This window comes from Burkholderia sp. L27(2015) (assembly GCF_009765705.1).
GTDB lineage: Bacteria > Pseudomonadota > Gammaproteobacteria > Burkholderiales > Burkholderiaceae > LMUX01.
This window is the reverse complement of sequence record NZ_LMUX01000016.1, coordinates 510,642-535,512: the sequence shown is the minus strand read 5'-3', so window position 1 is coordinate 535,512 and position 24,871 is coordinate 510,642. Positions and strand designations below refer to the sequence as shown.

The 24,871-nt window shown below is 61.5% G+C and carries 21 protein-coding genes and 1 pseudogene; 5 read left to right on the top strand and 17 right to left on the bottom strand.

The window, feature by feature from the left end; translation table 11 throughout:
• Positions 1–53: 53 nt before the first annotated feature.
• From dapA to GSQ77_RS10280, 8 genes are all read right to left on the bottom strand, one after another.
• Complete coding sequence (gene dapA, locus GSQ77_RS10315; RefSeq protein ID WP_158901688.1) at positions 54–989, bottom strand: 4-hydroxy-tetrahydrodipicolinate synthase; 936 nt, start codon at positions 987–989, stop codon at positions 54–56.
• 57 nt (positions 990–1,046) lie between these two features.
• Complete coding sequence (locus tag GSQ77_RS10310) at positions 1,047–1,676, bottom strand: bifunctional 2-polyprenyl-6-hydroxyphenol methylase/3-demethylubiquinol 3-O-methyltransferase UbiG (protein WP_158901686.1); 630 nt, start codon at positions 1,674–1,676, stop codon at positions 1,047–1,049.
• A 145-nt stretch (positions 1,677–1,821) separates the two neighbouring features.
• Complete coding sequence (locus GSQ77_RS10305) at positions 1,822–3,024, bottom strand: tryptophan--tRNA ligase (RefSeq protein ID WP_158901684.1); 1,203 nt, start codon at positions 3,022–3,024, stop codon at positions 1,822–1,824.
• A 21-nt stretch (positions 3,025–3,045) separates the two neighbouring features.
• Complete coding sequence (locus GSQ77_RS10300; protein ID WP_158901682.1) at positions 3,046–3,711, bottom strand: site-2 protease family protein; 666 nt, start codon at positions 3,709–3,711, stop codon at positions 3,046–3,048.
• A gap of 94 nt (positions 3,712–3,805) precedes the next feature.
• A complete protein-coding gene (locus tag GSQ77_RS10295; RefSeq protein WP_158901680.1) occupies positions 3,806–4,444 on the bottom strand; it encodes an L-threonylcarbamoyladenylate synthase in 639 nt (212 codons plus the stop codon).
• Between the two features lie 153 nt (positions 4,445–4,597).
• On the bottom strand, positions 4,598–5,428 hold the full coding sequence (locus GSQ77_RS10290; protein WP_174246430.1) for a 3',5'-nucleoside bisphosphate phosphatase: 831 nt from the start codon (positions 5,426–5,428) through the stop codon (positions 4,598–4,600).
• Positions 5,429–5,489: 61 nt separating this feature from the next.
• Complete coding sequence (locus tag GSQ77_RS10285) at positions 5,490–6,374, bottom strand: alpha/beta fold hydrolase (protein WP_158901676.1); 885 nt, start codon at positions 6,372–6,374, stop codon at positions 5,490–5,492.
• 7 nt (positions 6,375–6,381) lie between these two features.
• Entirely contained in the window at positions 6,382–7,272 is an 891-nt protein-coding gene (locus GSQ77_RS10280) for a ferritin-like domain-containing protein (protein ID WP_158901674.1), read from the bottom strand.
• A gap of 397 nt (positions 7,273–7,669) precedes the next feature.
• Here GSQ77_RS10280 and GSQ77_RS10275 point away from each other — a divergent pair, with 397 nt between their 5' ends.
• Both GSQ77_RS10275 and hslO read left to right on the top strand, forming a co-directional pair.
• Positions 7,670–8,194, top strand: a complete 525-nt coding sequence (locus GSQ77_RS10275) for a gamma carbonic anhydrase family protein (protein ID WP_158902915.1) — start codon at positions 7,670–7,672, stop codon at positions 8,192–8,194.
• 201 nt (positions 8,195–8,395) lie between these two features.
• On the top strand, positions 8,396–9,334 hold the full coding sequence (gene hslO, locus GSQ77_RS10270; protein ID WP_158901672.1) for an Hsp33 family molecular chaperone HslO: 939 nt from the start codon (positions 8,396–8,398) through the stop codon (positions 9,332–9,334).
• Between the two features lie 97 nt (positions 9,335–9,431).
• On the opposite strand, the gene ftsB is transcribed toward hslO, so the two are convergent.
• The 9 genes and pseudogenes from ftsB to GSQ77_RS10225 all read right to left on the bottom strand — a co-directional run bounded on the left by ftsB (position 9,432) and on the right by GSQ77_RS10225 (position 20,759).
• Positions 9,432–9,899, bottom strand: a complete 468-nt coding sequence (ftsB, locus tag GSQ77_RS10265; protein WP_158901670.1) for a cell division protein FtsB — start codon at positions 9,897–9,899, stop codon at positions 9,432–9,434.
• 127 nt (positions 9,900–10,026) lie between these two features.
• On the bottom strand, positions 10,027–11,310 hold the full coding sequence (gene eno / locus GSQ77_RS10260; RefSeq protein WP_158901668.1) for a phosphopyruvate hydratase: 1,284 nt from the start codon (positions 11,308–11,310) through the stop codon (positions 10,027–10,029).
• Between the two features lie 46 nt (positions 11,311–11,356).
• Positions 11,357–12,211, bottom strand: coding sequence for a 3-deoxy-8-phosphooctulonate synthase (gene kdsA, locus GSQ77_RS10255; protein ID WP_158901666.1), 855 nt, complete (start codon positions 12,209–12,211; stop codon positions 11,357–11,359).
• Between the two features lie 123 nt (positions 12,212–12,334).
• Positions 12,335–13,972 (bottom strand): annotated as a pseudogene (locus GSQ77_RS10250) (CTP synthase); the annotation flags it as partial.
• Between the two features lie 101 nt (positions 13,973–14,073).
• On the bottom strand, positions 14,074–14,877 hold the full coding sequence (locus tag GSQ77_RS10245; RefSeq protein ID WP_158901662.1) for an alpha/beta fold hydrolase: 804 nt from the start codon (positions 14,875–14,877) through the stop codon (positions 14,074–14,076).
• Between the two features lie 145 nt (positions 14,878–15,022).
• On the bottom strand, positions 15,023–17,704 hold the full coding sequence (locus tag GSQ77_RS10240; protein WP_254067541.1) for a ComEC/Rec2 family competence protein: 2,682 nt from the start codon (positions 17,702–17,704) through the stop codon (positions 15,023–15,025).
• A 277-nt stretch (positions 17,705–17,981) separates the two neighbouring features.
• Complete coding sequence (locus GSQ77_RS10235; RefSeq protein WP_158901658.1) at positions 17,982–18,779, bottom strand: TatD family hydrolase; 798 nt, start codon at positions 18,777–18,779, stop codon at positions 17,982–17,984.
• Positions 18,780–18,805: 26 nt separating this feature from the next.
• A complete protein-coding gene (gene lolD, locus GSQ77_RS10230) occupies positions 18,806–19,513 on the bottom strand; it encodes a lipoprotein-releasing ABC transporter ATP-binding protein LolD (protein WP_158901656.1) in 708 nt (235 codons plus the stop codon).
• Complete coding sequence (locus GSQ77_RS10225) at positions 19,506–20,759, bottom strand: lipoprotein-releasing ABC transporter permease subunit (protein WP_158901654.1); 1,254 nt, start codon at positions 20,757–20,759, stop codon at positions 19,506–19,508. Before GSQ77_RS10225 ends, lolD begins: the two co-directional genes overlap by 8 nt.
• A 114-nt stretch (positions 20,760–20,873) precedes the next feature.
• On the opposite strand from GSQ77_RS10225, the gene GSQ77_RS10220 reads away from it, so the two are divergent.
• From GSQ77_RS10220 to prfB, 3 genes are all read left to right on the top strand, one after another.
• Complete coding sequence (locus GSQ77_RS10220; protein ID WP_158901652.1) at positions 20,874–21,992, top strand: regulator; 1,119 nt, start codon at positions 20,874–20,876, stop codon at positions 21,990–21,992.
• The gene (gene recJ / locus GSQ77_RS10215; RefSeq protein ID WP_158901650.1) at positions 21,989–23,686 is read left to right on the top strand and encodes a single-stranded-DNA-specific exonuclease RecJ; all 1,698 of its coding nucleotides are present in this window, start codon (positions 21,989–21,991) and stop codon (positions 23,684–23,686) included. The genes GSQ77_RS10220 and recJ overlap by 4 nt, the downstream gene beginning before the upstream one ends.
• Before the next feature lie 65 nt (positions 23,687–23,751).
• Positions 23,752–24,856, top strand: a protein-coding gene (prfB, locus tag GSQ77_RS10210) for a peptide chain release factor 2 (RefSeq protein WP_158901648.1) whose coding sequence is annotated in 2 segments (ribosomal slippage) — positions 23,752–23,832 and positions 23,834–24,856 — 1,104 coding nt in all. Because the reading frame shifts where the segments join, the coding sequence is not laid out codon by codon here.
• The last annotated feature ends 15 nt before the right edge of the window (positions 24,857–24,871 follow it).

Below are 24,871 nucleotides of genomic sequence, written 5' to 3'. Positions count from 1 at the left end.
ATAGTGTCATCGTCCACATGCCGCGCGGGCCGTGAGCATGACACGGTCGCCGTCTACTTATTCAGCAGGCCGGCTTCTTGCAACGCCGAGCGCACGATATCGTGGTAACTGGCGTCGAGCGGGGTTAATGGCAGGCGGATGCCGCTTTCGATCTTGCCAAGTTGCTGCAATGCCCACTTGACCGGAATCGGATTCGCTTCGATAAAGAGATGGCGGTGCAATGCCAACACTTTCATATGGAGCTCACGCGCAGTCCTGGCATCGCCCGCGATCGCGGCACGGCACAACTCGGCCATCGCGCGAGGCGCGACGTTGGCCGTGACCGAAATATTGCCGTGGCCACCCATGAGCATCAGCGCGGTCGCGGTAGGATCATCGCCACTATAGATCGCGAAATGCCGCGGCGCATGCTTGATCAGGTTGATTCCGCGGTCCAGATTACCGGTTGCGTCCTTCACGCCCACGATACCCGGCACCTGCGCGAGGCGCAGTACCGTGTCGTGACTCAAATCGGCGACAGTGCGTCCCGGCACGTTGTAGAGGATCACCGGCAGATCGACACGCTCGGCGATCGTCGAAAAATGCCGATACATGCCTTCCTGGGTCGGCTTGTTGTAGTAAGGCACAACCTGCAAGGTCGCATCTGCGCCCACTTGCTTTGCATATTCGGTCAACGCCACCGCTTCGACCGTGGAATTGCCGCCCGCGCCGGCGATGATCGGAACGCGGCGCGCGGCGTGATCGACCGCGGTTTTGATCAGCAACGTGTGTTCATCGACGCTGACCGTCGGCGATTCGCCACTCGTGCCGACGATCACGATCGCAGCGGTGCCTTCGGCGACATGCCAGTCGATCAGCGAGCGCAAACCCGGCAGATCCAGACTGCCGTCGGCCAGCATCGGCGTAACGATGGCCACGATGCTACCGGTGACTGCCGGCACGCCGTCGCGAACGAAAAGGGAATTTCCTGTGGAATTGCCGTTTGACATAAAAATCTGCACTTTATTCAGTAAGTTGCGATTGTAGCTGATCGCGCCGCCAATTCACTAAAGTTGTAGTAGCGCGTAATGAAGCGGCTCGTTTCCGGCCTCCGAAGAACGCCAGATCGGCTCGCGTACGGCGACGATGCGCTGTATCAGGGCCGGAGCCGGCCATGCTCCCGGGCCGGGTCGCAGGCTTGCTTTTTTAAGCAGGCCGTCCTCGAATGCCACCACGCGCAACCGGCCACGCACGGCGTCGAGCAACTCGCCCGGCCGCAGCAAGAAATCGGGGTTCGATGGCTTGCCGAACACGCCATTTCCGGCGGCGAATGTTTCGTAGATCAGTACGCCGCCCGGCATCAGCACTTCCGGCAATTTTGCCAGCAACGGACGATGCAGGTAATTGGTAACAACCACACCTGCAAACGCTAGCTGTGCCGGTAAAGGCCACGCGCCCGCTTCAAGGTCGGCATGCAGGGTCTCGACCGCCGGAAGATCGGCCAAGGTGGCGAGCGCCGCTGCGTCGCGGTCGACCGCCAGTACCGAATGGCCGCGTGCGGCCAGCCAACGCGTGTGACGCCCCGAACCGCAAGCCAGATCGAGCACCTTGCCGCCCGCGGCGATCAAATGCGCCCACTGGCCAACCCAGGCGCTGACGGGTGCGGCTTCGTGACCCGATGTTCTTGATTCGGACATGTTCGCAAATCCTCCGCTAGGCTCGGATGCCGGATGGTCAAATGCCGGCATGCGCATTGCGGATAGCGGATAGCGGCATCGTGGATGCGGGAGTGTCGTATACCGTGGCTATAACTCGCGTGGCTATAACTCGCGTGGCTTGAGGTTACGAATAAGACAAGCCCATCGCCTCACGCACCTCACGCATCGTCTCGACGGCATACTTGCGGGCTTTGTCGCAGCCGTCGGCCACGATGGCGCGCAACAGCGACGGATCGTCCATGTATTTCTGGGCGCGCTCGAGCATGGGCTGCTGTTCGCGTAAAATCCCGTCGATCACGGGCTGCTTGCATTCCAGGCACCCGATGCCCGCCGTGCGGCAGCCTTTTTGCACCCAGTCATGCGTCGCGGCGTCCGTATAGACCTGATGCAGCTCCCAGACCGGGCATTTGTCAGGGTCGCCCGGATCGGTGAGTCGCACGCGCGCTGGATCGGTCGGCATGGTCCGCACTTTCTTTTCGATACTTACCGCATCTTCGCGCAAGCCTATCGTATTGCCGTAGGATTTCGACATCTTCTGCCCATCCAGCCCCGGCATACGCGAAGCTTCGGTCAGCAACACCTGCGGCTCGACCAGAATGATTTTGCGCGAGCCCTCCAGATAGCCGAACAAGCGCTCGCGGTCGTTGAGCGACAGGCTTTGCGATTCCTGCAGCATCGCGCGCGCGCGTTCGAGCGCCTCGTCGTCGCCGTCTTGCTGATAGGCATTGCGCAATACGTGATAAAGCTTGGCGCGCTTGCCGCCGAGCTTTTTGGCCGCTTCGTTGGCCTTTTGCTCGAAGCCCGGCTCGCGCCCGTACAGATAGTTGAAACGGCGCGCCAGTTCACGCGTCATCTCCACGTGCGGCACCTGATCTTCGCCAACCGGCACCAGCGAAGCGCGATACAACAGAATGTCGGCCGCCATCAACACCGGATAGCCGAGGAAGCCATACGTCGAAAGATCCTTGTCCTTCAACTTTTCCATCTGCTCTTTATACGTCGGCACCCGCTCGAGCCAACCCAGCGGCGCACTCATGCCCAGCAGCAACGCGAGCTCGGCATGCTCGGGCACGCGGCTCTGGATAAACAGCGTCGCCTGAGCCGGATCGATGCCGGACGCGAGCCAGTCGGTCAGCACTTCCCAAACGTTCTTTTCGATAACATCCGGTGTTTCGTAGTGGGTAGTCAGCGCGTGCCAGTCCACCACGCAGAAAAAACAGGGATACTCGGCTTGCAGCCGGATCCAGTTTTTCAGCACACCATGATAGTGGCCAAGATGCAGCGAGCCGGTCGGACGCATGCCGGAAAAAATTCGATCAGGAAACATAGCTTGGGTAGGTAGAGTCGACTAAAAAGCGGTAAAAGAAAATACCAGGTCGAGCAGACCAATGATTGCGCTCACCAGCGGACGCAACCAGATATTCGTGAGCACGCCCGTGAAGACCAGCAGCATCACGATAATAAAACCATAGCGCTCGATTCCAGCAAACCGGATGGCCGCTTTTGTCGGCAACAAGGCCACCAGCACGCGACCACCGTCGAGCGGGGGCACCGGAAACAGGTTGAACACGAACATCACCAGATTCACCAGGATGCCGGCTCGCGCCATCAATACTAAAAAATGCGACAACGAAGAGTCGCCGGCAAATTCACCTAGCGCCTTGAAGATGCAGGTCCACAGTATCGCTTGCAGCAAGTTGCTCGCGGGACCCGCGAGCGCGACCCACATGCCGTGCCAACGCGGATTGCGCAAATTGCCGAACGCGACCGGCACCGGCTTAGCGTAACCGAACAAAAAAGCGCCGTTAGTCAGGAAGTACAGGATTAGCGGCATCGCAATCGTACCCATCGGGTCGATATGCTTCATCGGATTCAGCGTGACGCGCCCGAACATATATGCCGTGTTGTCACCAAAAAAACGGGCGACATACCCGTGCGCCGCTTCGTGCAAAGTGATCGCGAAAAGCACAGGCAGCGCATAGACCGTAAAGGCCTGTATTAACGAATTATCCATGGAACCTATTGTATCAAGTGACGCGCGCCGGCCCGCAATTAACCGCCGGCAGACGGTAATAGACTGGGTTTCGGCCTCGATTTCAGACTCGGTTTCACGCTGTTTGGACCGACAATCCAAACGGCTCCAATGCACCGCGGCCGAGCCGCAGCAGCACCGGTTCATCGCCAGTCAGGTCGATCACGGTCGTAGGCTCGCGCGGGCATGCGCCGCCGTCGATGACGAGGTCGACCTGTTTTTCGAGCAGTGCGCGGATTTCTTCCGGGTCGTTCAGCGGTTCGCACTCCGGCGGCACGATCAGCGTGGTGGCCAGCAACGGCTGCCCAAGCGCCTCCAGCAAGGCCAGCGTAATGGCGTGATCGGGCATGCGCAGGCCGATGGTCTTGCGCGACGGATGCGACAAGCGCCGCGGCACCTCTTTGGTAGCTTCCAGGATAAATACGTAAGGGCCCGGCATCACCGACTTGAGCAGCCGGTACTGACGGTTGTCGACCATCGCGAACTGGCCCAGTTCGGATAGGTCGCGCACCAGCAAGGACAGGTGATGCTTTTCATCGATGCCGCGGATGCGCCGCAGGCGTTGTACCGCGTCCTTGTCGTCGAGATGGCAAGCCAGCGCGTAACTGGAATCGGTGGGCAGCGCCACCACGCCGCCCTCGTCGATGATTTGGGCGGCTTGCTTGATCAGCCGCGCTTGCGGGTTCTCGGGGTGAATCCGGAAAAACTGTGACATGAGGTCAAGACAATCCTGAAAGCCGACGGACCATAAAGCGACGACTAATCGAGCAACTAGGCGGGCAACCAAGCAGGCGACTAATCGGATCAATAAGCGGATAAACAAGCGAACAACTGAGCGAACAACCCATCGGGCAGATAAGCGGGCAACTCACAGCCAGTCTTGCCAGACCGGCGTCAGATCCGCCGGTAACTGCGGCAACCCGCCCAGCACCGTATACGGTTCAGCCGGATCATGGAAGTCCGAACCACGGGAGGCGCGAAAGCCATAGCGACGGGCAACGTCAGCATATTCACGAAATTGGTCGGGGGTATGACTGCCGGTCACGACTTCGATTGCGTCCCCGCCCAGCGACTTGAATTCATCGAACAGCGCGTCAAACTCGAGTGGCGTATATCGATACCGCCCCGGATGCGCAATCACCGGGGTGCCACCCGCCGCCTTGACCCAACTGACCGCGTCGGGCAGCGACGCCCAGCGGTGTGCCACATAACCGGGCTTGCCTTCGCTCAGGTAACGCGCAAACACATCGCTGACCGATTTCGCCACGCCGCTCTCCACCAGATGGCGGGCGAAGTGCGTGCGCGAGATCAAGTCCGGGTTCCCGACGTATTTCAGCGCGCCTTCATAGCAGTCGGGCACGCCCACCAGCGCTAGCTGCCGACCGATTTCCTGGGCACGGGCAAGCCGGCCGTGGCGCGTTTGCTCGAGCCCCTGCGTCAGAGCCGCGCAGGAAATATCGACGTTTAGCCCAACCATATGCAAGGTGCGCGACGCCCAGGTCACGGAGATTTCCACACCGTTCACGTAATGCATTCCGAGCGACTCGGCCGCCTCGCGTGCCGCCGCCTGGCCGCCGATTTCATCATGATCGGTAAGCGACCATAGCGTCACGCCACCGTCATGCGCGCGACGAGCGACGTCCGATGGCGGCAATAGGCCATCGGATACGGTGGAATGACAATGCAAGTCGACGTTTATCATCGTGTTTTCTAAGGACATGCCTAATTGTAACGCAGCGCCTGCCCGCTCGGGCTTCGCCCTACACGCAAAAGCGTTCGATCAGGGCCGCCACCGCTTCAGGCTGATCGTGATGGAGCATGTGCCCCGCTTGCTCGATAACCGTCTCGCGCCAGTTCGGAAACGCCTTGAAGCGTGCCCGAAACTCATCCTCAGGGGTATCGCCCGCAATACGTCGAAGTGTGATCGAATCGCGCCCTTCGACGTGCAACACCGGCGCCTGGATCTGCGACCAGATCGCCATGACTTCGTCGAGCCGATACGGTGTGGGCCCGGGTATCTTGTGCGCGGGGTCGCCCAGAATTTCGTACGTGCCGTCGGCGGTGCGCGTCGACCAATGCTGGGCCAGAAATACAGCGCGCTCGGTGCTCAGGCGCGGATTGGTGCGGCGCAATTGTGCGGCCACGCCGTCCAGCGCCTCGTGCGCACGCATGCGTGGCGGGTCGCGCAACGCGTCCAGCCATTGGGCTAGACGCCGGGGCGCATCGCCGGTCTTGCCCGCGTTCATGCCGAAACCTTCGAGATCCACAACGCGCCGCACACGCTGCGGGCGCACGCCCGCGTACAGGCAGGCCAGATTGGCGCCCATGCTGTGGCCGACCAGATTGACGGGCTGTCCCGACGCATAGTGATCGAGCACCCCATCGAGATCGGCCAGATAATCGGGGAAATAATAGTGGCCGCCGCCCTTTTCCCGTACCGGCCACGCCGACTGGCCAAACCCGCGGGCATCGGGGGCTATCACGCGCCATGGCTGACTAAGCGCGTCGACCACGAATTGGAACGAGGCCGCCACATCCATCCAGCCATGCAGCATGAACAAAGGTGGCGCATCGGCGGGCCCCCACTGGTGGATCGCCAGACGCTGACCGTGCACGGTCAAAAATTCGGTGATGTGAGTTTGCATGCCTTAGCTATCCAGTAAATGGCGGTGGTGTTTCGAGCGACGGGTTTTCGAGCGCGGCGAGTTCGAACGCGTCGAAGCCGGCCGCACGCCGGGCCTCCAGATTGAACGGCCCTTTCAGGCGAGGTGCTTCGTACTGCCGCGCCAACTGCTCGTAGGTTGCGTGAGGCTCGAGGCCACGCGCTTCACATAGATGGCGAAACCAGCGATTGCCGATCAGCACATGGCCGATTTCGTCGCGCAGGATCACGTCGAGAATTTCTGCCGCGGCGTGATCGCCCGCCTGCGCCAGCCTCGCGCGTATCGGTGCCGACGCGTCCAAGCCGCGGGCTTCCAGTGTGCGCGGTACCAGTGCCATGCGTGCGAGCACGTCGCCGTCGGTCTTGCGAGCCATTTCCCACAAGCCGTCATGCGCGGTGAAATCGCCGTAAGCATGGCCCAACTTGACCAAATGCGCGCTGAGCAGACTGAAGTGATGCGCCTCCTCGTCTGCAACTTTGAGCCAGTCCGTGTAGTACGCCTGCGGCATGCCAGCAAAACGCCAGACGGCGTCCAGCGCCAGATTGATTGCGTTGAATTCGATATGGGTCAGCGCATGCAGCAACACGGCACGGCCGGCCGCCGTATGCATGCTGCGCCGCTCCAACTGGCGTGGATCGACCAGTTCGGGCCGCTGCGGGCGCCCCGGCAGATCCGCCGGCTCAGTCAGGGTAGCGTCGCAATCCACGGTAACGGCATCGCGCGCGTATCGCGTGGCTAACTCCCGGGTCGCATGGGCTTTCGCCCACGGATCGCGTACCCGGCAGATTGCGCGCGCGGCTGCGCGCAGTTCCGCGCCGCTCTCCAGGGAATCAGGCCCTGGCAAGGGGACGGGCGGCTCCAGGGGGACGGGGAAATTCATCTGGACGTTCGATCAATAAGGTTGAAATTCGGTAAAACGGGCCCATCTGCTGATGTCGGACGTGATAACGCATGCATGACGCGGCAAATCCGGTGAATCGGGCGAACTAAGCACGCGGACTGAGCGTGCGGACTGAACGGCGCCAACCAAATAACGCGGATCAAACAAAGCAGACCGAACAAAGCCGTTGCCGGCGGGCGGTGCGGCCCGTGGGCCATGCTAGACGCTCTCGTGTTGCGAGGCGGTTTACAATAGGTACTTGACGCATGCTAACCGGCATTCACTATTTTCGTATGCAGCGAGCGCCGATTGCCCCCGAATCATAGGGGTATTGGGTATCGATGCCCCCTTTTTGCAGGACTTCCGGCAGTTGCCCGGCGGACTTCAGGAGCTCAAGTTGGCAATTTTCAAGCTTGGTAACAATGTCCCTACCGTTCATGAAACGGCTTTTGTGGCCGAATCGGCCTCGGTTATCGGCAAAGTGACGCTGGGCGAGAACTCCAGCGTCTGGCCCGGCGTAGTCATACGCGGCGACAACGAGCGCATCACGGTCGGCGACTGCAGCAATGTGCAGGAAGGCGCCGTACTGCATACCGATCTTGGCTACCCGCTCAATATTGAAGCGCAGGTCACCATCGGCCATCAGGTGATGTTGCACGGCTGCACGATCAAGGAAGGCTCGCTGATCGGCATCCAGGCGGTGGTTCTGAACGGCGCGGTCATCGGCCGGAACTGCTTGGTGGGCGCCGGCGCGGTGGTGACGGAAGGCAAGGTGTTTCCCGACAACTCGCTGATCCTGGGTGCGCCGGCCAAGGTGGTCCGCGAACTCGGGGCCGCTGACATCGAGCGGATGCGCTCCGCCACGGCCAGCTACGTCGAACGCCGCAGCCTGTTCAAAGAAAGCCTGGTCCGGATCGCATAAAGCGGCGGCAAGCGGCAAGCGGCAAGCGGCAAGCGGCAAGCGGCAAGCGGCAAGCGGCAAGCGGCAAGCGGCAAGCGGCAAGCGGCAAGCGGCAAGCGGCAAGCGGCAGATTAATACTGCGGCCGTCGAAACAGTCAAGTACGAGCAAGCACATGCACGCGCATCCAAGCGTGCGTTTCTTTTCAAGAATATGAGGTTGTCGTGAACGATCAGTTGCAGAAATTCATGTTTAACACCGCGCCGGTACGCGGCGAGATAGTTGCGTTGCATACTACCTGGCGCGAGGTGCTCGCGCGTCGCAACTACCCGGCGCCCATACGTGTGCTGCTCGGTGAAATGATGGCCGCCGCCGCGCTGCTGTGTGCCAACCTCAAATTCGACGGCGCCCTGGTGATGCAGATCCACGGCGACGGACCGGTCAAGATGCTGGTGGTCCAGTGCAATTCCGACATGACCATGCGGGCCACCGCCAAAATTATCGGCGACATCGACGATGCGGCGACGCTGACCGAGCTCGTCAACGTCAATGGCGGTGGACGCTGCGCCATCACGCTCGACCCGGCCAACAAGATGCCTGGCCAGCAGCCTTATCAAGGCATCGTGCCGTTGTCCGATGAGAACGGTCCGCTGACCAATATGGCGCAGGTCCTGGAACACTACATGCGCCATTCCGAGCAACTCGACACGCGCCTGTGGCTGGCCGCAGACGACGATCGCGCCGTAGGCATGTTGCTGCAAAAATTGCCGGGCGACGGGGGCATCCTGCCGCATCCGGGCGAGCACGATCTCGATACCTGGGATCGCGTCTGCCATTTGAGCGCGACGCTAACGCACGAAGAACTACTCGGTGTCGACTCCGAGACACTGCTGCGCCGCCTGTTCTGGCAGGAAAACGTGCGACGTTTCGAGCCGGCGACCACCCGCTTCCTGTGCTCCTGCTCACGCAGCAAGGTTGGGGGCATGCTGCGCATGCTCGGGCGCGATGAGGTCGACGACATCGTCGAGGAACGCGGCGACGTCGAAGTGCACTGCGAATTTTGCAATCAACGCTATGAATTCGATGCGGTCGATGTCGCGCAACTGTTTGCGACCGATGCGATCACGACCGCAATGAGCGAGGCACCCGAATTAAAACACTGATCGGCGTAGGGCCCAGCCGAACGGGTATCGGAATTAGAGATATGAGCGCGAGGTGTGGGCACGCATCATGAGCAAAATAGCCGCTTCGAGAAAGCGGCTATTTTTTTACCGTATGACTGGCGTTTGCTGCAGATAGCGTCGCCGTCCCCTTCGCACCTTTGCCCGCTTTTTTCTTGTCGTGCAAAGTCCGCGGCGGCGGATCCGGCACCACACGTGCGGGCGCGGCCGACATTTCGCCACGGGTCGAGGAGGCCGGCATCGCGACGCTGCTCAAGGCGATCGGCAAGGGCTGGTTCGGTGAAACGAATTGCACGAAAATCTCGCTATCTTTGATCATGCCCAATTCGTAGCGGGCTCGCTCTTCAACGGCATCGGTGCCCTGCTCCAGATCTTGCACTTCGCCCTTGAGCCGCTCGTTGCGCTGCCTCAGGTCTTCATTTTTTTGTTCTTGCGCCACGAGTTGATGCTCGAGGTCGCGAACCCGAAGCCACCCGCCGTGGCCCCACCAAAGGGGATACTGGATAAGTATCAGCAGGGAGATCAGAACGACAGTGACAAGCCGCATTGCCGGGAGGCCTTCGCCGAGTCAGAGTGTGAAATCAAGATAGACGGATGGCGGGCGTCGCACCAGCGACACCCGGCCTCGGAGACCCCGCCGCGCCATCTGTATCATCGCGGAGTTCCGCCCTTACTTAGCGCAGGTTATAGAACGCTGAACGGCCCGGGTAGCTGGCGATATCGCCAAGATCTTCCTCGATGCGCAGCAGTTGATTGTATTTGGAAATACGATCGCTGCGCGACAGCGATCCCGTCTTGATCTGACCGGCGTTCAGGCCCACCGCGATATCCGCAATGGTCGAATCTTCGGTTTCGCCCGAGCGATGCGAAATCACCGACGTGTAACCCGCACGCTTGGCCATTTCGACGGCGGCAAAGGTTTCGGTCAAGGTACCGATCTGGTTGATCTTGATCAGGATCGAATTGGCGATGCCGCGATCGATGCCTTCCTTGAGCGTGCGCGTGTTGGTCACGAACAAGTCGTCGCCCACCAGTTGCAGTTTCTTACCGAGCTTGTCGGTCAGAATCTTCCAGCCGTCCCAATCGTTTTCGGACATGCCGTCTTCGATCGAAACGATGGGGAATTTATCCGCCAGCGTGCCGAGGTAATCGGCAAATTCCGACGCCGACAACTGCAGGCCTTCGCCGGCGAGCTGATATTTGCCGTCGTGATAAAACTCGGTGGAAGCGCAATCGAGCGCAAGCAGAACATCCTCACCCGCACGATATCCCGCTTTTTCAATTGCTTGCAGTACGGTCGACAGGCACTCTTCGTTGCTCGCGAAATTCGGGGCGAAACCGCCTTCGTCGCCGACCGAGGTGCTCAAGCCGCGATCCGACAGGATCTTCTTCAGCGCGTGAAACACCTCGGCGCCGCAACGCAGCGCTTCACGAAACGTCGGCATGCTCACCGGCATAATCATGAATTCCTGGATGTCCAGGCTGTTGTTTGCGTGCGCGCCACCGTTGATAATGTTCATCATCGGCACCGGCATTTGCATCGGGCCCGAGCCGCCGAAGTAACGGTACAGCGGCAAGCCAGCCTCCTCGGCGGCGGCTTTCGCGACCGCCATGGAGACGGCCAGCATCGCGTTGGCACCCAGGCGCGACTTGTTGTCGCTGCCATCGAGCTCAAGCAAGGTCTTGTCGAGGAACGACTGTTCCGAAGCATCCAGGCCCATGATGGCCTCGGAGATTTCGGTGTTCACATGCTCTACCGCCTGCAATACGCCACGGCCCAGATAACGGCTCAGATCGCCATCGCGCAACTCGATTGCTTCGCGCGAACCGGTAGAAGCGCCCGAGGGCACGGCTGCGCGGCCCATGGTGCCTGATTCGAGCAGGACATCGCATTCGACGGTGGGGTTGCCGCGCGAATCCAAAATTTCGCGGCCGATGATATCAACGATAGCGCTCATGGTTTCCTCAAAAATAAAAACAGATAGCCTGCTCAGCTCGCTGGAATCAGTTGAAATCCTGTTCCAGGAAACCCTGGCTTTTGACGACCCGATCGATCGCGGTCAGCGTTTGCAGCAATTCTTTCATACGCCGTAACGGCACGGCGTTCGGACCATCCGACTTGGCTTGGGCCGGGTCGGGATGGGTTTCCATAAACAGGCCGGCCACGCCGGTCGCCACAGCTGCACGCGCCAATACCGGCACGAACTCGCGTTGGCCGCCCGAAGTGCTGCCCTGCCCGCCCGGCAATTGCACCGAATGCGTGGCGTCGAACACCACCGGCGCGCCGGTTTCCCGCATGATCGCCAGCGAGCGCATGTCCGAAACCAGATTGTTGTAACCGAAAGACGCGCCGCGTTCGCAGGCGAAAAACCGATCTTCGGAAAGCCCAGCTTCACGAGCCGCCGCGCGCGCTTTGTCGATCACGTTCACCATGTCATGCGGGGCGAGAAATTGACCTTTCTTGATATTCACCGGCTTGCCCGATCGGGCACATGCGTGAATAAAATCGGTCTGCCGGCATAGGAAGGCCGGCGTCTGCAGCACGTCCACCACTGAAGCGACTTCTTCGATTTCATCTTCCGAATGGACGTCGGTCAGGATAGGCACGCCGATCTGGCGACGCACTTCGTCGAGTATGCGTAGCCCTTCGCTGCGCCCAAGCCCCCGGAACGACGAACCGGAACTGCGATTGGCCTTGTCGTAGGAGGACTTATAGATGAACGGCACGTTCAGCGCGCCGCAAATTTCCTTGAGCGCGCCGGCCGTATCGAGCGCCATTTGCTCGGACTCGATCACGCAGGTACCGGCAATCAGGAAAAACGGCTGGTCCAGACCCACTTCGAAATCGCACAACTTCATGGCTTAGCTCCCGGTTCCCGTCTGCTGGGCGGTCTGCGGGGCAACCTGCACGCTTTGCACGTTGCTCGCTGCGGCAGGATCGAGCGCCGCGAGCGCTGCGCCGGCCTCAATCGCTTCGATACCCTGACGATGCTTCAACGCGGCTTCGATATACGAGCGAAACAGCGGATGGCCGTCGCGCGGTGTCGAGGTGAATTCCGGGTGAAACTGGACCCCGACAAACCACGGATGCAAGCTGTCGGACAACTCCATCATCTCCGGCAGATCTTCGCTCGGCGTACGGGCGCTGATGATCATGCCCTTCCCCTCGAGCTGAGGTACGAAGCGGTTGTTGACCTCGTAGCGATGACGGTGGCGTTCGTTGACGTCTACGCCGTAGATTTGCGCGGCCTTGGTGCCGGGTTTGACCGGGCAGCGTTGCGAACCCAGGCGCATCGTGCCACCCAGATCCGAATCTTCGGTACGCGTTTCGACGCGGCCGTCGCGGTCATACCATTCGGTGATCAACGCGACCACCGGGTTCGGCGTAGCCGGTTCGAATTCCGTGCTATTGGCCTTGGAGAGCCCAGCTACATTGCGCGCAAATTCGATCACGGCCAGTTGCATGCCCAGGCAGATGCCGAGGTATGGCACACGCGCTTCACGGGCAAAACGGATCGCTTCGATCTTGCCTTCGGTGCCGCGCCGGCCGAACCCGCCGGGAACCAGCACGCCATCGAGGTGAGCGAGCGCGGCCGGGCCGTGCTTCTCGATTTCTTCCGAATCGATGTACTCGATATTCACCTTGGTCGAGGTGTAGATCGACGCATGCTTGAGCGCTTCGATCAGCGATTTGTACGATTCGGTCAACTCGACGTACTTGCCGACCATCCCGATCGTCACTTCATACCGCGGATTTTCGATTTCGTGCACAAGCTTGGCCCAAACCGTCAAATCAGCCGGATTGGGGGCGAGCTTGAGCTCATCGCAAATAATGCCGTCCAGACCCTGGTCGTAGAGCATCTGCGGAATTTTGTAGATGCTGTCCGAATCCCATACCGAAATGACGGCGTCTTGCGGCACGTTCGAAAACATCGAAATTTTCGCGCGCTCGTCATCCGGAATCGGACGGTCGGCGCGGCACAGCAAGGCGTGCGGCAAAATGCCGATTTCGCGCAGCTTCTGCACGCTATGCTGCGTTGGCTTGGTTTTCAGCTCACCCGCGGTGGTGATGTAGGGCACCAGCGTCAAGTGCGCGAAGCACACATGATTGCGCCCCAAACGCAGGCTCATCTGCCGCGCCGCTTCGAGGAACGGCAGCGATTCGATATCGCCGACCGTGCCGCCGATTTCGACGATCGCCACATCCGGCTCGCCCGAGGTGGCCGCTTGCGCGCCGCGTTCGATAAATGCCTGGATTTCGTTGGTGATGTGCGGAATGACCTGCACCGTCTTGCCGAGATACTCGCCGCGGCGTTCCTTGCGGATCACCGATTCGTAGATCTGGCCCGTGGTGAAGTTGTTGCCCTTGCGCATCTTCGTGCTGATGAAGCGCTCGTAGTGGCCGAGGTCGAGATCGGTTTCCGCGCCATCTTCGGTGACAAATACCTCTCCGTGCTGGAAAGGACTCATCGTGCCGGGGTCAACGTTGATGTAGGGATCGAGTTTGAGGAGTGTAACTTTCAGGCCGCGTGATTCTAAGATCGCAGCCAGGGAGGCGGCAGCAATTCCCTTACCCAGGGAAGAGACTACGCCGCCGGTGACGAAAACATATTTGGTCATCGCTGGAGTGTTCGCGAGAAAGCCGGATTATACCGTAAGACGCGCCCGCACTTCAGCCCGAGGACCGCGAAATCGCAGAGTTTTTTTGCTTGACGTGCCCGTCAGCCTTTTACTTGCGCCAGACCGTGCATCAGGCTTTGCAAAGCGCGAGCCGTTTCCAGCGGTTTCTCCATGGGAAACAGATGGCTGCCTTCGATCCATTCCAGGGACGCGCCAGTCAGCCGGCGCGTGGCCGTTAATCCGACCTGACGCACTTCGCGCGAGTGGGTTCCGGCGAGGAATCCGACCGGCACCGCGACGCCCGCGGCCAGCCGCGCGCTCAGCGTATGCGGCAAGGTGCGATAGATCAGATACTCGATCTCGCGCTCGAAACTCAGCTCCCGGCCGCCCTGTGGGGTCGCTACAGTGCCGTAATCGACATAATCGGCCAGCATGCGCTCGTCCCAGCGTGCAAATGCCGGTTTGGCGTGGAAATGCCGCCAAACTTCGTCACGACTGGCCCAATGCATGCGGCGTTTCCTGGTCACGACAGCGGGCGAAAGCCGGTCGTCCAGGCCCGTCCATTGGGATACGCGCAGCAGATTGCTGCGCCAACCCGCAATCACCGGCGCATCGAGCATCACCACGCCTTTGACCCATTGCGGCTTCTTCAGCGCTGCCATCAAGCTCAAATAGCCGCCCAACGAATGCCCGACCAGCCAGACCGGGCGTTCGTAGTTGCTGCCGACCGACTCCAGCAGTTGCTCAACCAGATGCGGCCAGTCGCGCGTCACCGGAAAGCTCGGATCGTGGCCATACCGTTCGATCGCACGGACTTCGTAGTCGTCGGATAGCTCGGCGAAGATGGTTCGATAGGTCGACGCAGGAAAGCCGTTGGCGTGCGAAAAATGAATGACGTCTTTCAAGGAAAACCCCTCCGTTTGCCGCTGGCCGGGAAAACGTCCAGCTACGCGTGCTCGTGCCCGCTTGCTTCTTCTGATCGCCTGCTGCTGCGCGCCCGCTATTGAACCACGCAGCCACGGCCGTCTTGCGTCTACGCATTCGTGAAGCTCAGCGGTCCATCCAGTAACGCCGGTGCGTTGTGCGATAGCGCTGCACTTCTAGCGTTTGCGCAGCCGTTTCGAATTGCACCGCACCATCGCGATCGCTGCGATACGTTACCGCGCCGCGCGCCGCATAACGCGCTACCACGCGCTCATGCGGATGATGGAAGCGATTGCGGTAGCCTACCTGAAACACCACATGACGCGGGACAATTGCATCAAGAAAGTCGGGCGTCGACGAACTCAGGCTCCCGTGGTGCGGTGCCACCAGTATATCGGCCCCCAATTGGCCGAGGTGCGCCGCCGTAGCTTGTGCGATCAACGTCTGCTCCGCAGGCGCCTCGATGTCGGCAGTGAGCAGGGCCGCGTGGGATCCGTTCGAGATTCTCAGCACACATGCGGTCTGATTAGGCGCCGATGCATCGGGTGCGGCCGCCGGCCATAAAAACGCAAATGTCACACCGTCCCACTGCCAGTGCTGCGCCGCGCGGCAAGGCGCCCGGTCCGCCACGCCCGAGGTTTGCGCCTGCGCCCAAAGCCGGTGGGCGGGCGGCAGCGAAGCACGCAAGACACCGACTCGCAGCGCCTGCATGACAGCCGGAGCCCCTGCGGCATGATCGCTGTCGCCGTGGCTGATCACCAGCATATCCAGTGATTCGAAGCCTCGCCCCTGCAGATACGGCACCACCACCCGCGCACCGGCGTCCCCCGTGCTGGGCCCCGTGCCGGCGTCGAACAGCAGGCGATGGTGCGCGGTTTCGACCAGTGTCGCGCCGCCCTGCCCCACATCGAGCACGGTCATGCGAAACTCGCCCGCCGCCGGAGCGCTGGGCGCCGGCCATAGCAAAGGCAACCACAGGCACGCGGCCCAGCGCCGCAACGGCCAACCGCGGGGCATCAACCACCAGAGCACACCGAGCGCGGCCAACGCGAACGGCAACGGCTTTGGGAAAGGCACGCGCCATAAGCCCCAACGCGGCACGCAGAGCACGTCGAGGTAGCTGGCCAGCCCGCTCAAGCCGACGTGCGCGGCATGCAAGGCCCATGCGTCCAGCGGCGCCGGCAACACCACGCCGAGCAACACCGCCGGCGTCACAAAAAAGCTGACCCATGGGATCGCCAGCAGGTTGGCCGGCACGCCCAATAAAGGAACCTGAGCAAACCATGCGACGCTCAACGGCAGTAGCGCCAGTGTCAATGCACCATGCAAACTGAGCATGTCGACCAGCCGCCGCCAGCAAGACTGCAGAAACAGGCCTGCGCTACCCGGTTGCGGCAAACGCAGCTGCGCCGATGTCCCGCCAGTGACGCAACGTACATTGAGCTGAGGCTGGAATCCGGGTCTGCCGCGCTTCGATTTCGATTCTTCGGACTGCGGCACAAGCTCGTCGTGCTTCGGTTCGTGCTTCGGTTCGTGCTTCGGTTCGTGCTTCGACACCGGTTCGTCGTGCCTGCGTGTAGGTTCGTCCCGCACCATACGGCTGGACGCAAGCACCAGCGCCCCGACCGCGCCGAACGACATCTCGAAGCCGGGCGACGCCACCGCCCATGGGTCTATCGCCACTACAATGCCAAGCGCCCATGCCAGCACCGTCGAAACCCCGGTCTGGCAACCGCTCAGCCGCGCAAGCGCTGCCACCAGCAGCATCCACCAGGCCCGTTGTGCAGGCACGCCAAACCCGGCTAGCGCGACATATACGCCGCCGCCGACTACCGCCGCCAGCGCAGCCGCGTGCTGGGACGGCATCATCAATGGCAATGGCGAACCCAGCCAAGCCGCCATGCGCCACAATGCAGTCACACACACTGCCAGCAAACCCGCCACAAGCGACACATGCAGGCCGGAGATGGCGACCAGGTGATTGGTGCCTGTCCCGGTAAAACGCTGCCAGTCGTCATGCGCAATCGCCGCCTGCATGCCGGTGGCCAGGGCCACCACCACACCCGCATGCGGCGCACCGGACAGCACGGCCTCGATCCGCTCGCGTGTGCGCATCCGCCAGCGGTCCAGCGCCGCGAGCGCAGCACTCGGCTGCCAACCGCGCGCCAACTCACCGGCGACCGGCGCGGGCATCTCACGCACCTGGCCGCTTGCGCGGATATCGCGTTCCAGCATCCAGCGCTCGGTATCGAAACCGCCGGGGTTCGCGCTGCCGTGCACGCGACGCAAGCGCACGGTCAACTGCCAGTGCCGCCCCGCCTGCAACTGCTGCACTAGCTGAGGAGCCGGCCGATACCAGTTCAGAAGGATCGTGCGTGGAAAATGATCGACATCGACGTTGGCAACAGGATCCTTGTCCGACTCGCTCATATTGATCACTTCACTGACCTGGAACGTGAAACGCATGCCTTGCGCAAAAGGCTCCGGCACCCCGACAATGCGGCCGCTCACGCGCATGTCGCGACCCTCGAGCGCAGCAGGCAACGCGTAGGCGAGCCGCCACTCAGCCCGTAAGTCGGCCCAGCCGAACCCGGCACTCAACGCCAGGCCGACCAAGGCAAGCTGCGTCAGCCAACCCGCGCCGCACCCCGACATGCGTTGCGCCCGACACTGCGCCCAGCGAGCGGCCAGCGCCAGCACAGCGCATGCTCCCAAGTAAATCACGCAGTGCAATTCGCCCGGCAACGCTGCCGTTTGCTGCAACATCCATGCGCCCAGCGCAAACGCACACCACGCTGTTCTGATCACGCAGCACCTTGTCATACGGACGCACCGGCCGGCTCACGGCGCGAGCCTGCAGCTTGTTGATGGATCGGACAGCGTCGAGGTATGGGTATCCGACGCTCGAAAGAATTATCGAGCGCAATCGTTCGGCCGGGGCGCTCTCGCGCGCATCTTGGCCATCAGGCATAGCGGAAAAGAGCCGGAATCGATAGTCGCCTGCGCGCGGGCTATCGGGTCATGCAGATCGGGGCGTGCAAGCCTCGCTGACTTCGTCGCGCCGAAGCTTCGCACACTGCACGTTTCAGAACCGCGGGGATTGTGCCGAATCGCGTAGCCGCGGCAATGCGTCATGCGCGTTGCCCGTTGTGCGTAGCGCCAGCTCTTCGGGGGGTAAGCCGCGCAATTCGGCCAGCACAAGGCCGATGCGCACGACCTGCTCAGGGTCGTTGCGCTCTTTATAACGCCAGGACGGCGCGATATCGGGCGCGTCGGTTTCCATTACGATTGCTTCCAGCGGCAGTTGCTGCGCCAGTCGACGAATCTGCAGTGCCCGATCGAAAGTCAGGTTGCCGCCGAACCCTAGTTTGAAACCCTGCTTAAGAAAAGCGTCCGCTTGCTGAAAACTGCCATTGAACGCATGAGCGATACCGCGACTCACGCCCTGGCGGCGCAGGCCCTTGAGGACTTGGTCCTGCGACTTGCGTACATGGCAGATGGCCGGCAGGTCGAAATCGCGGGCGATCTTCAGCTGTTCGTTATAGAAATATTGCTGACGGGTTTCGTCCAGGCTGACGAAGTAATCGAGGCCGATTTCGCCGATGCCGACGAAGCGCGGATCGTCGAGCGACGCCTCAACCTCGAGACGCAGTACGGCCAGATCCGAATCGAGCGCGGCAGGCGTGAGCAACGGGTGTATGCCGAGCGCATACGCGCCGCCTTCGATCCGATGCGCCAGTTCCCGCACGCGTGTGAAGTTCTCGCGATATACCCCGGGAATCACGATACGCGACACACCGGCCGCATGCGCGTTGCGTGCAAGCTCGTCACGATCGGCATCGAATTCGCTTGCATCGAGATGACAGTGGGTATCGATCCACATACGCTATTGCCCTGCCGTGAACGAAATTACACGGGCACCGACGGCTCCTCAGTGAGCTGGCCATCGGCCAGCCGAACCACGCGATCGCATCGGGCGGCCAACGTCGTGTCGTGCGTCACGATCACGAAGCTGGTATTCATCCGCTCGCTCAATTCGAGCATCAGCTTGAACACGGTCGCAGCGGTATGGCTATCGAGATTACCGGTGGGTTCGTCAGCCAACACGCATGCCGGTTCCGTGACCAGTGCACGCGCCACCGCCACGCGCTGCCGCTCGCCACCCGACAGCTCCGACGGACGATGCTGGGCGCGGTCGGCCAAGCTTACGCGTTCGAGCATCGCCATCGCCGTGTCGCGCGCCTGGTCGGCCGGCATACGGCGAATCCACAAGGGCATGGCGACATTATCGAGCGCGGTGAATTCGGGCAACAAGTGATGGAATTGGTACACGAACCCGAGCGCGCGATTGCGCAAGTCATTGCGCTCGCGCTCGCGCAGAGCGGTAAACGGCTTGCCCAACAACGACACCGTGCCGGCACTGGGCTCGTCCAGGCCACCCAGCACATGCAGCAGCGTACTTTTTCCCGAGCCGGACGCGCCGACAATTGCCAGCTTCTCGCCGCGATACACCGAGAGTTGCGCGCCTTGAAGTACGTCGAGCGCGGTCAGCCCTTGAACGAATGTTTTGGTGATGCCCGACGCATCGAGCACGATTTCGCGGTTCCGATTATTCATAACGCAATGCCTCGGCCGGTCGAACTTTGGCCGCGCGCCAACTTGGATAAAGCGTCGCCAGCGACGACAAGACAAAAGCCATGATACCGATCCGCAAAACATCGCCGCCTTCGAGGTCGGACGGCAATTCGTTGATGAAATAAACGCTGGGCGGCAGGAACTGGATGCCCAGCAGATGTTCGATCATCGGCACGACAGTCGGAATGGAGGCCGCCACCAGCGAGCCAAATGCCACGCCCAGGATGGTGCCGATCAAACCTATGGTCATACCCTGGATCACGAAGATCTTCATGACCGAGCCCGGTTGCGCGCCCAGCGTACGCAGAATCGCGATATCGGCCTGCTTGTCGGTCACCGTCATCACCAGCGACGACACCAGGTTGAACGCCGCGACCGCGATGATCAGCGCCAGGATGATGAACATCATCCGTTTCTCGATCTGCACCGCCGAGAACCAGGTCTTGTTCTGCTGCGTCCAGTCGCGGATATACAGATCACCGCTCAGCGTATGCGAGAGCTGCACCGCCACTTGCGGCGCTTTCTGCATGTCCTTCAAGCGCAGCCTCACGCCCGTGGGTGCGGCGAGCCGGAACAAGGCCTGGGCGTCATGTATCTCGATCAGTGCCAGCGAGCTATCGTATTCGTAATGCCCCGAGGAGAACATGCCCACCACGGTGAACTGCTTGAGCCGCGGCAACATCCCCGCGGGCGTGATGGTGCCCTGCGGCGCGACCAGCGTAATCTTGTCACCCACCGTTACGCCGAGACTGGCGGCCAAATCGCTGCCGAGCACGATGCCGAATCCGCCGGGCTTCAAGTCGCTCAGTTGGCCTCCCTTCATTTCGCTGGCGATATCGGACACTTTGGCTTCCAGTGCCGGATCGACGCCGCGCAGCAATACCCCGCTGACCGCGTCGTTACGCGTGAGCAGCGCCTGCTCCTCGACATAGGGGGCGGCGGCCATCACCTCGGGATTGCGCAACGTTTCGGTCGAGGTCTGTTGCCAGTTCGGCATCGTGCCGTCGGGCGAAAAAATCTCGACGTGAGCCAGTACGGAAAGCATCCGGTCGCGCACGTCGCGTTGAAAGCCGTTCATCACGGACAGCACGACGATCAGCGCTGCCACACCCAGCGCAATGCCGGACATCGAAATCATTGAAATAAACGAAATGAAGCCGTTGCCCGAACTGCGTTTGCCGGCGCGCGTGTAACGCCAGCCAATCTGCCACTCATAAGGTAATTTCAAGCGTATCCTTTTTAGTCGTTACCGGTGCCGGGCTCTACCTTGTTGGAAATCGCGGCGCTTCACATTGTGAGGGTGCAGTCGCCATTCTCAGCGCTTCGCGAAGTTTGCCATACAATGCGATCCACTATGCATGCCAAACGCCTCCACCTGCTCGTCCCCTTTGCCCTGCCCGCCGCCGTCCACGCAGATGCCCTGCTGCGAGACTTGGAGCGCCCAGGGCTCGAAAAGTTGCTGCAACGCGCCACCGTGACCGAACGCGAGCACGGTGCGGATTTCCAGCGCACCCTGCCGCACGAGCGCTGGCTGGCGCGCCGTTTCGGCGTGGTGGACGGCACTCAAACCGATTCTGCGCCGCTGGCCCCTTATATGCTATTGGCCGATGGCGGCACGCCGGGCACCGAAAACTGGGCCTGCATAGAACCCGTGCATATCCAGATTGCCCGCGATCATCTGGTGCTGGTCGACCCGGGCAGCCTGGCGCTGAGCAGCGAAGATGCCGCCCTGCTGCTCGCGCAAGCACGCCCCCTGATCGAGGAACTGGGCTTGACGCTAAGCGCACCCGACCCGCTGCGCTGGTATGTACACGGCAGCGCGCTGGGCACCGTGGCCGGCGCCTCGCCGCTGCGCGCGAGCGGGCGCAGCATCGAGATCTGGCTGCCCCATGACATGCAGGCCGGCCAGACGGCCGCTGACGTCGGTTCCAAAGAAGCCAAGCGCTCGACCTTCTGGATGAAACTGCAAAACGAAGTCCAGATGTCGTGGTTCGAGCATCCCGTCCACGATAACCGGGCTGCGCTGGGTTTGCAGCCGGCCAACTCGATCTGGCTACACAGTCAGGGCAAGTTGGTGCCCGTCAAACGCGCGTTCGACAGCGTATTTTCCGCACAACCGGCAACGCGCGGCCTGGGCCTCGCCGGCAATGCCCACAACGCGCTGCGGCCGACGCGGCTGGCCGAATTGCCCGCCACCGTGCTTGCGGCAACGACGCTGGTGGAGCTCGACACGCTCACGCTGCCGTTTCTGCATGAAGATTGGTACGAGTGGCGCAACGCCTTGGGCAGCCTGGAGCAGGACTGGTTCGCACCGGCCGTGGACGCGCTCGAAGCCGGTCAGCTCGACGCGGTCGCACTTACGCTGTGCGGCGAAACCCATAGCCTCACGCTCACCACCACGCGCGGCGATTTGCGTAAATTCTGGCGTCGCCGCGCCTTTGTCTCGCTCGCTACCGAATGACCCAAATCAAAACACGTCCGAGCGCTCCCGCAGACATACAAGTACTGATCGAACGCGGACTGCACCCCGTTATGGCACGCCTATACGCCGCACGTGGCGTACGCGACCCCAGCGAAATCGAAACCGCACTTGGCGCTCTGCTGCCGCCCACACTGCTCAAAGGTATCGAATCCGCCGCGCGCCTGCTGGCGGACGCACTGGAAGGCCGCCGCAAGATGCTGGTAATCGCCGATTACGATTGCGACGGCGCGACCGCGTGCGCAGTCGCCGTGCGCGGCCTGCGACTGTTTGACGCACAGGTCGACTATCTGGTGCCGAATCGTTTTGAATACGGCTACGGCCTGACACCTGAGATCGTCGCCTTGGCTCACACCCGCAAGCCCGATCTGCTGATTACCGTGGATAACGGCATCGCCAGCGTCGACGGCGTAGCCGCTGCCCGCGCGCTGGGCATTGAAGTCCTCGTCACCGATCACCATTTGCCGGGCGACGAACTGCCCGATGCGCAGGCGATCGTGAATCCGAACCAGCCCGGCTGCCCGTTTCCGAGTAAAAATCTGGCCGGCGTCGGCGTGATGTTTTACGTGCTACTGGCGCTGCGTGCCGAGTTGCGCACCCGCGGTGCGTTCGCGAACGCGCCGGAGCCACGGCTGGACAGCCTGCTCGATCTGGTCGCGCTGGGCACCGTCGCCGACGTGGTGCGGCTGGATGCGAACAACCGGGTGCTGGTCGCGCAAGGCCTCAAGCGGATCCGCTCGGGGCGCATGCACGCCGGTATCGCCGCGCTGTTTCGCGCGGCAGCCCGAGACGCACGCGCCGCCAGCGGGTTCGACCTCGGTTTCGCGCTGGGCCCGCGCCTAAACGCCGCAGGGCGGCTCGCCGATATGTCGCTGGGCATCGAATGCCTGACCACCGACGATACAGGCCGCGCCTGGGCGCTCGCGCAGCAGCTCGACGCCATGAACCGCGAACGCCGCGAAATCGAAGCGGGCATGCAGCAAGAAGCGCTCGACACCCTGGCCGACGTGGACCCCGCCAGCAGCAGCACAATTACCCTGTTCAACGCGGGCTGGCATCAGGGCGTGATCGGCATCGTCGCGTCGCGATTGAAGGAGCGCTTTTTCCGGCCGGCAATTACGCTGGCACAAGCTGACGATACGGGGCTGCTGCTCAAAGGCTCGGGGCGCTCGATTCCCGGTTTCCACCTGCGCGATGCGCTCGATCTGGTTTCCAAGCGACATCCCGGCTTGCTGGTTAAATTCGGCGGCCACGCGATGGCCGCGGGTCTGACGCTCAAGAGTGGCGACCTTGCCCAATTCACTGCCGCGTTCGAAGCCGTGGGCCGGGAATGGCTGGGGCCCGATGCGCTCGCACGCGTGATCGAAACCGATGGCGAGCTCGAAGAAGCCTACTTCACGCCGCAATTCGTCCAGATGCTAGACAGCGCGGTCTGGGGCCAGGGCTTTGCCGCGCCGATGTTTTCCGGCGAGTTCGACATCGCCACACAGTCCTTGATCAAGGACAAGCACCTGAAATTGCAGCTCAGCCGGGGACGCCAACGTTACCAGGCGATCTGGTTCAATCGTACCGAGCCGCTGCCGCCGCGGGCCTTCTTCGCCTATCGGCTGGCCAGCGATACCTGGAATGGCGTGGCGCGGGTGCAAATGATCGTCGAGCACGCTCTCGGGCGATGACGCCCGGCCCACGTCGATCGGCTATAATTCACGTCTTTTAGAAAATCAGAATAAGGTCGATCGACATGGAAGCAGAACGTCTCAACGCGATCGGAACCACTTTGGCCGACCTGCGCGTACGCGCGGGCGAGCTACGGGGGTATCTTTGACTACGATGCGAAGAAAGCTCGCCTGATCGAAGTCAATAAGGAACTCGAAGACCCCCTGGTGTGGAACGACGCCAAACGCGCGCAGGCGCTGGGTCGCGAAAAGAAATTGCTGGACGGTATCGTCACGGCCTTGGGCTCGCTCGACGATAACTTGCGCGACACCCAGGATCTTTACGATCTGGCGCGCGAAGAAGACGACGAAGACACCCTGGTTGCCTGCGAGACCGATACGACCGAGCTGGCCAAGCGTGTCGACGATATGGAATTTCGTCGCATGTTCAGCAACCCGGCCGACCCGAACAACTGCTTCATCGATATTCAAGCGGGCGCGGGCGGCACCGAGGCATGCGACTGGGCTTCGATGCTGTTGCGGCAATACCTGCGGTACTGCGAACGCAAGGGTTTCAAGACCGAGATCCTCGAACAGTCCGATGGCGATGTGGCCGGCATCAAGAGCGCGACCATCAAGATCGTGGGCGAATACGCCTACGGTTTTCTGCGCACCGAAACCGGCGTGCATCGGCTCGTGCGTAAATCGCCGTTCGATTCGTCGGGCGGTCGGCATACGTCGTTCTCGTCGGTGTTCGTGTATCCCGAGATCGATGACTCGTTCGAAATCGAAATCAATCCGGCCGATATCCGCGTCGATACGTATCGCGCCTCGGGTGCGGGCGGGCAGCACATCAACAAGACCGATTCAGCGGTGCGCCTCACGCACGGTCCGACCGGCATTGTGGTGCAGTGCCAAAACGATCGCTCGCAGCACCGCAACCGCGCCGAAGCGATGGCGATGTTGAAGTCGCGTTTGTACGAGTTCGAAATGCGCAAACGCCAGGTCGAACAGGACAAGCTCGAAGCCGGCAAGAGCGATGTGGGCTGGGGTCACCAGATCCGCTCGTATGTGCTGGACCAAAGCCGCATCAAGGATTTGCGCACCAACGTCGAAATCAGCAATACCCGTTCCGTACTGGACGGCGATCTCGACGAATTCATCAGCGCCAGTTTGAAACAGGCGGGTTAAAGCCCGGCCGGGCGG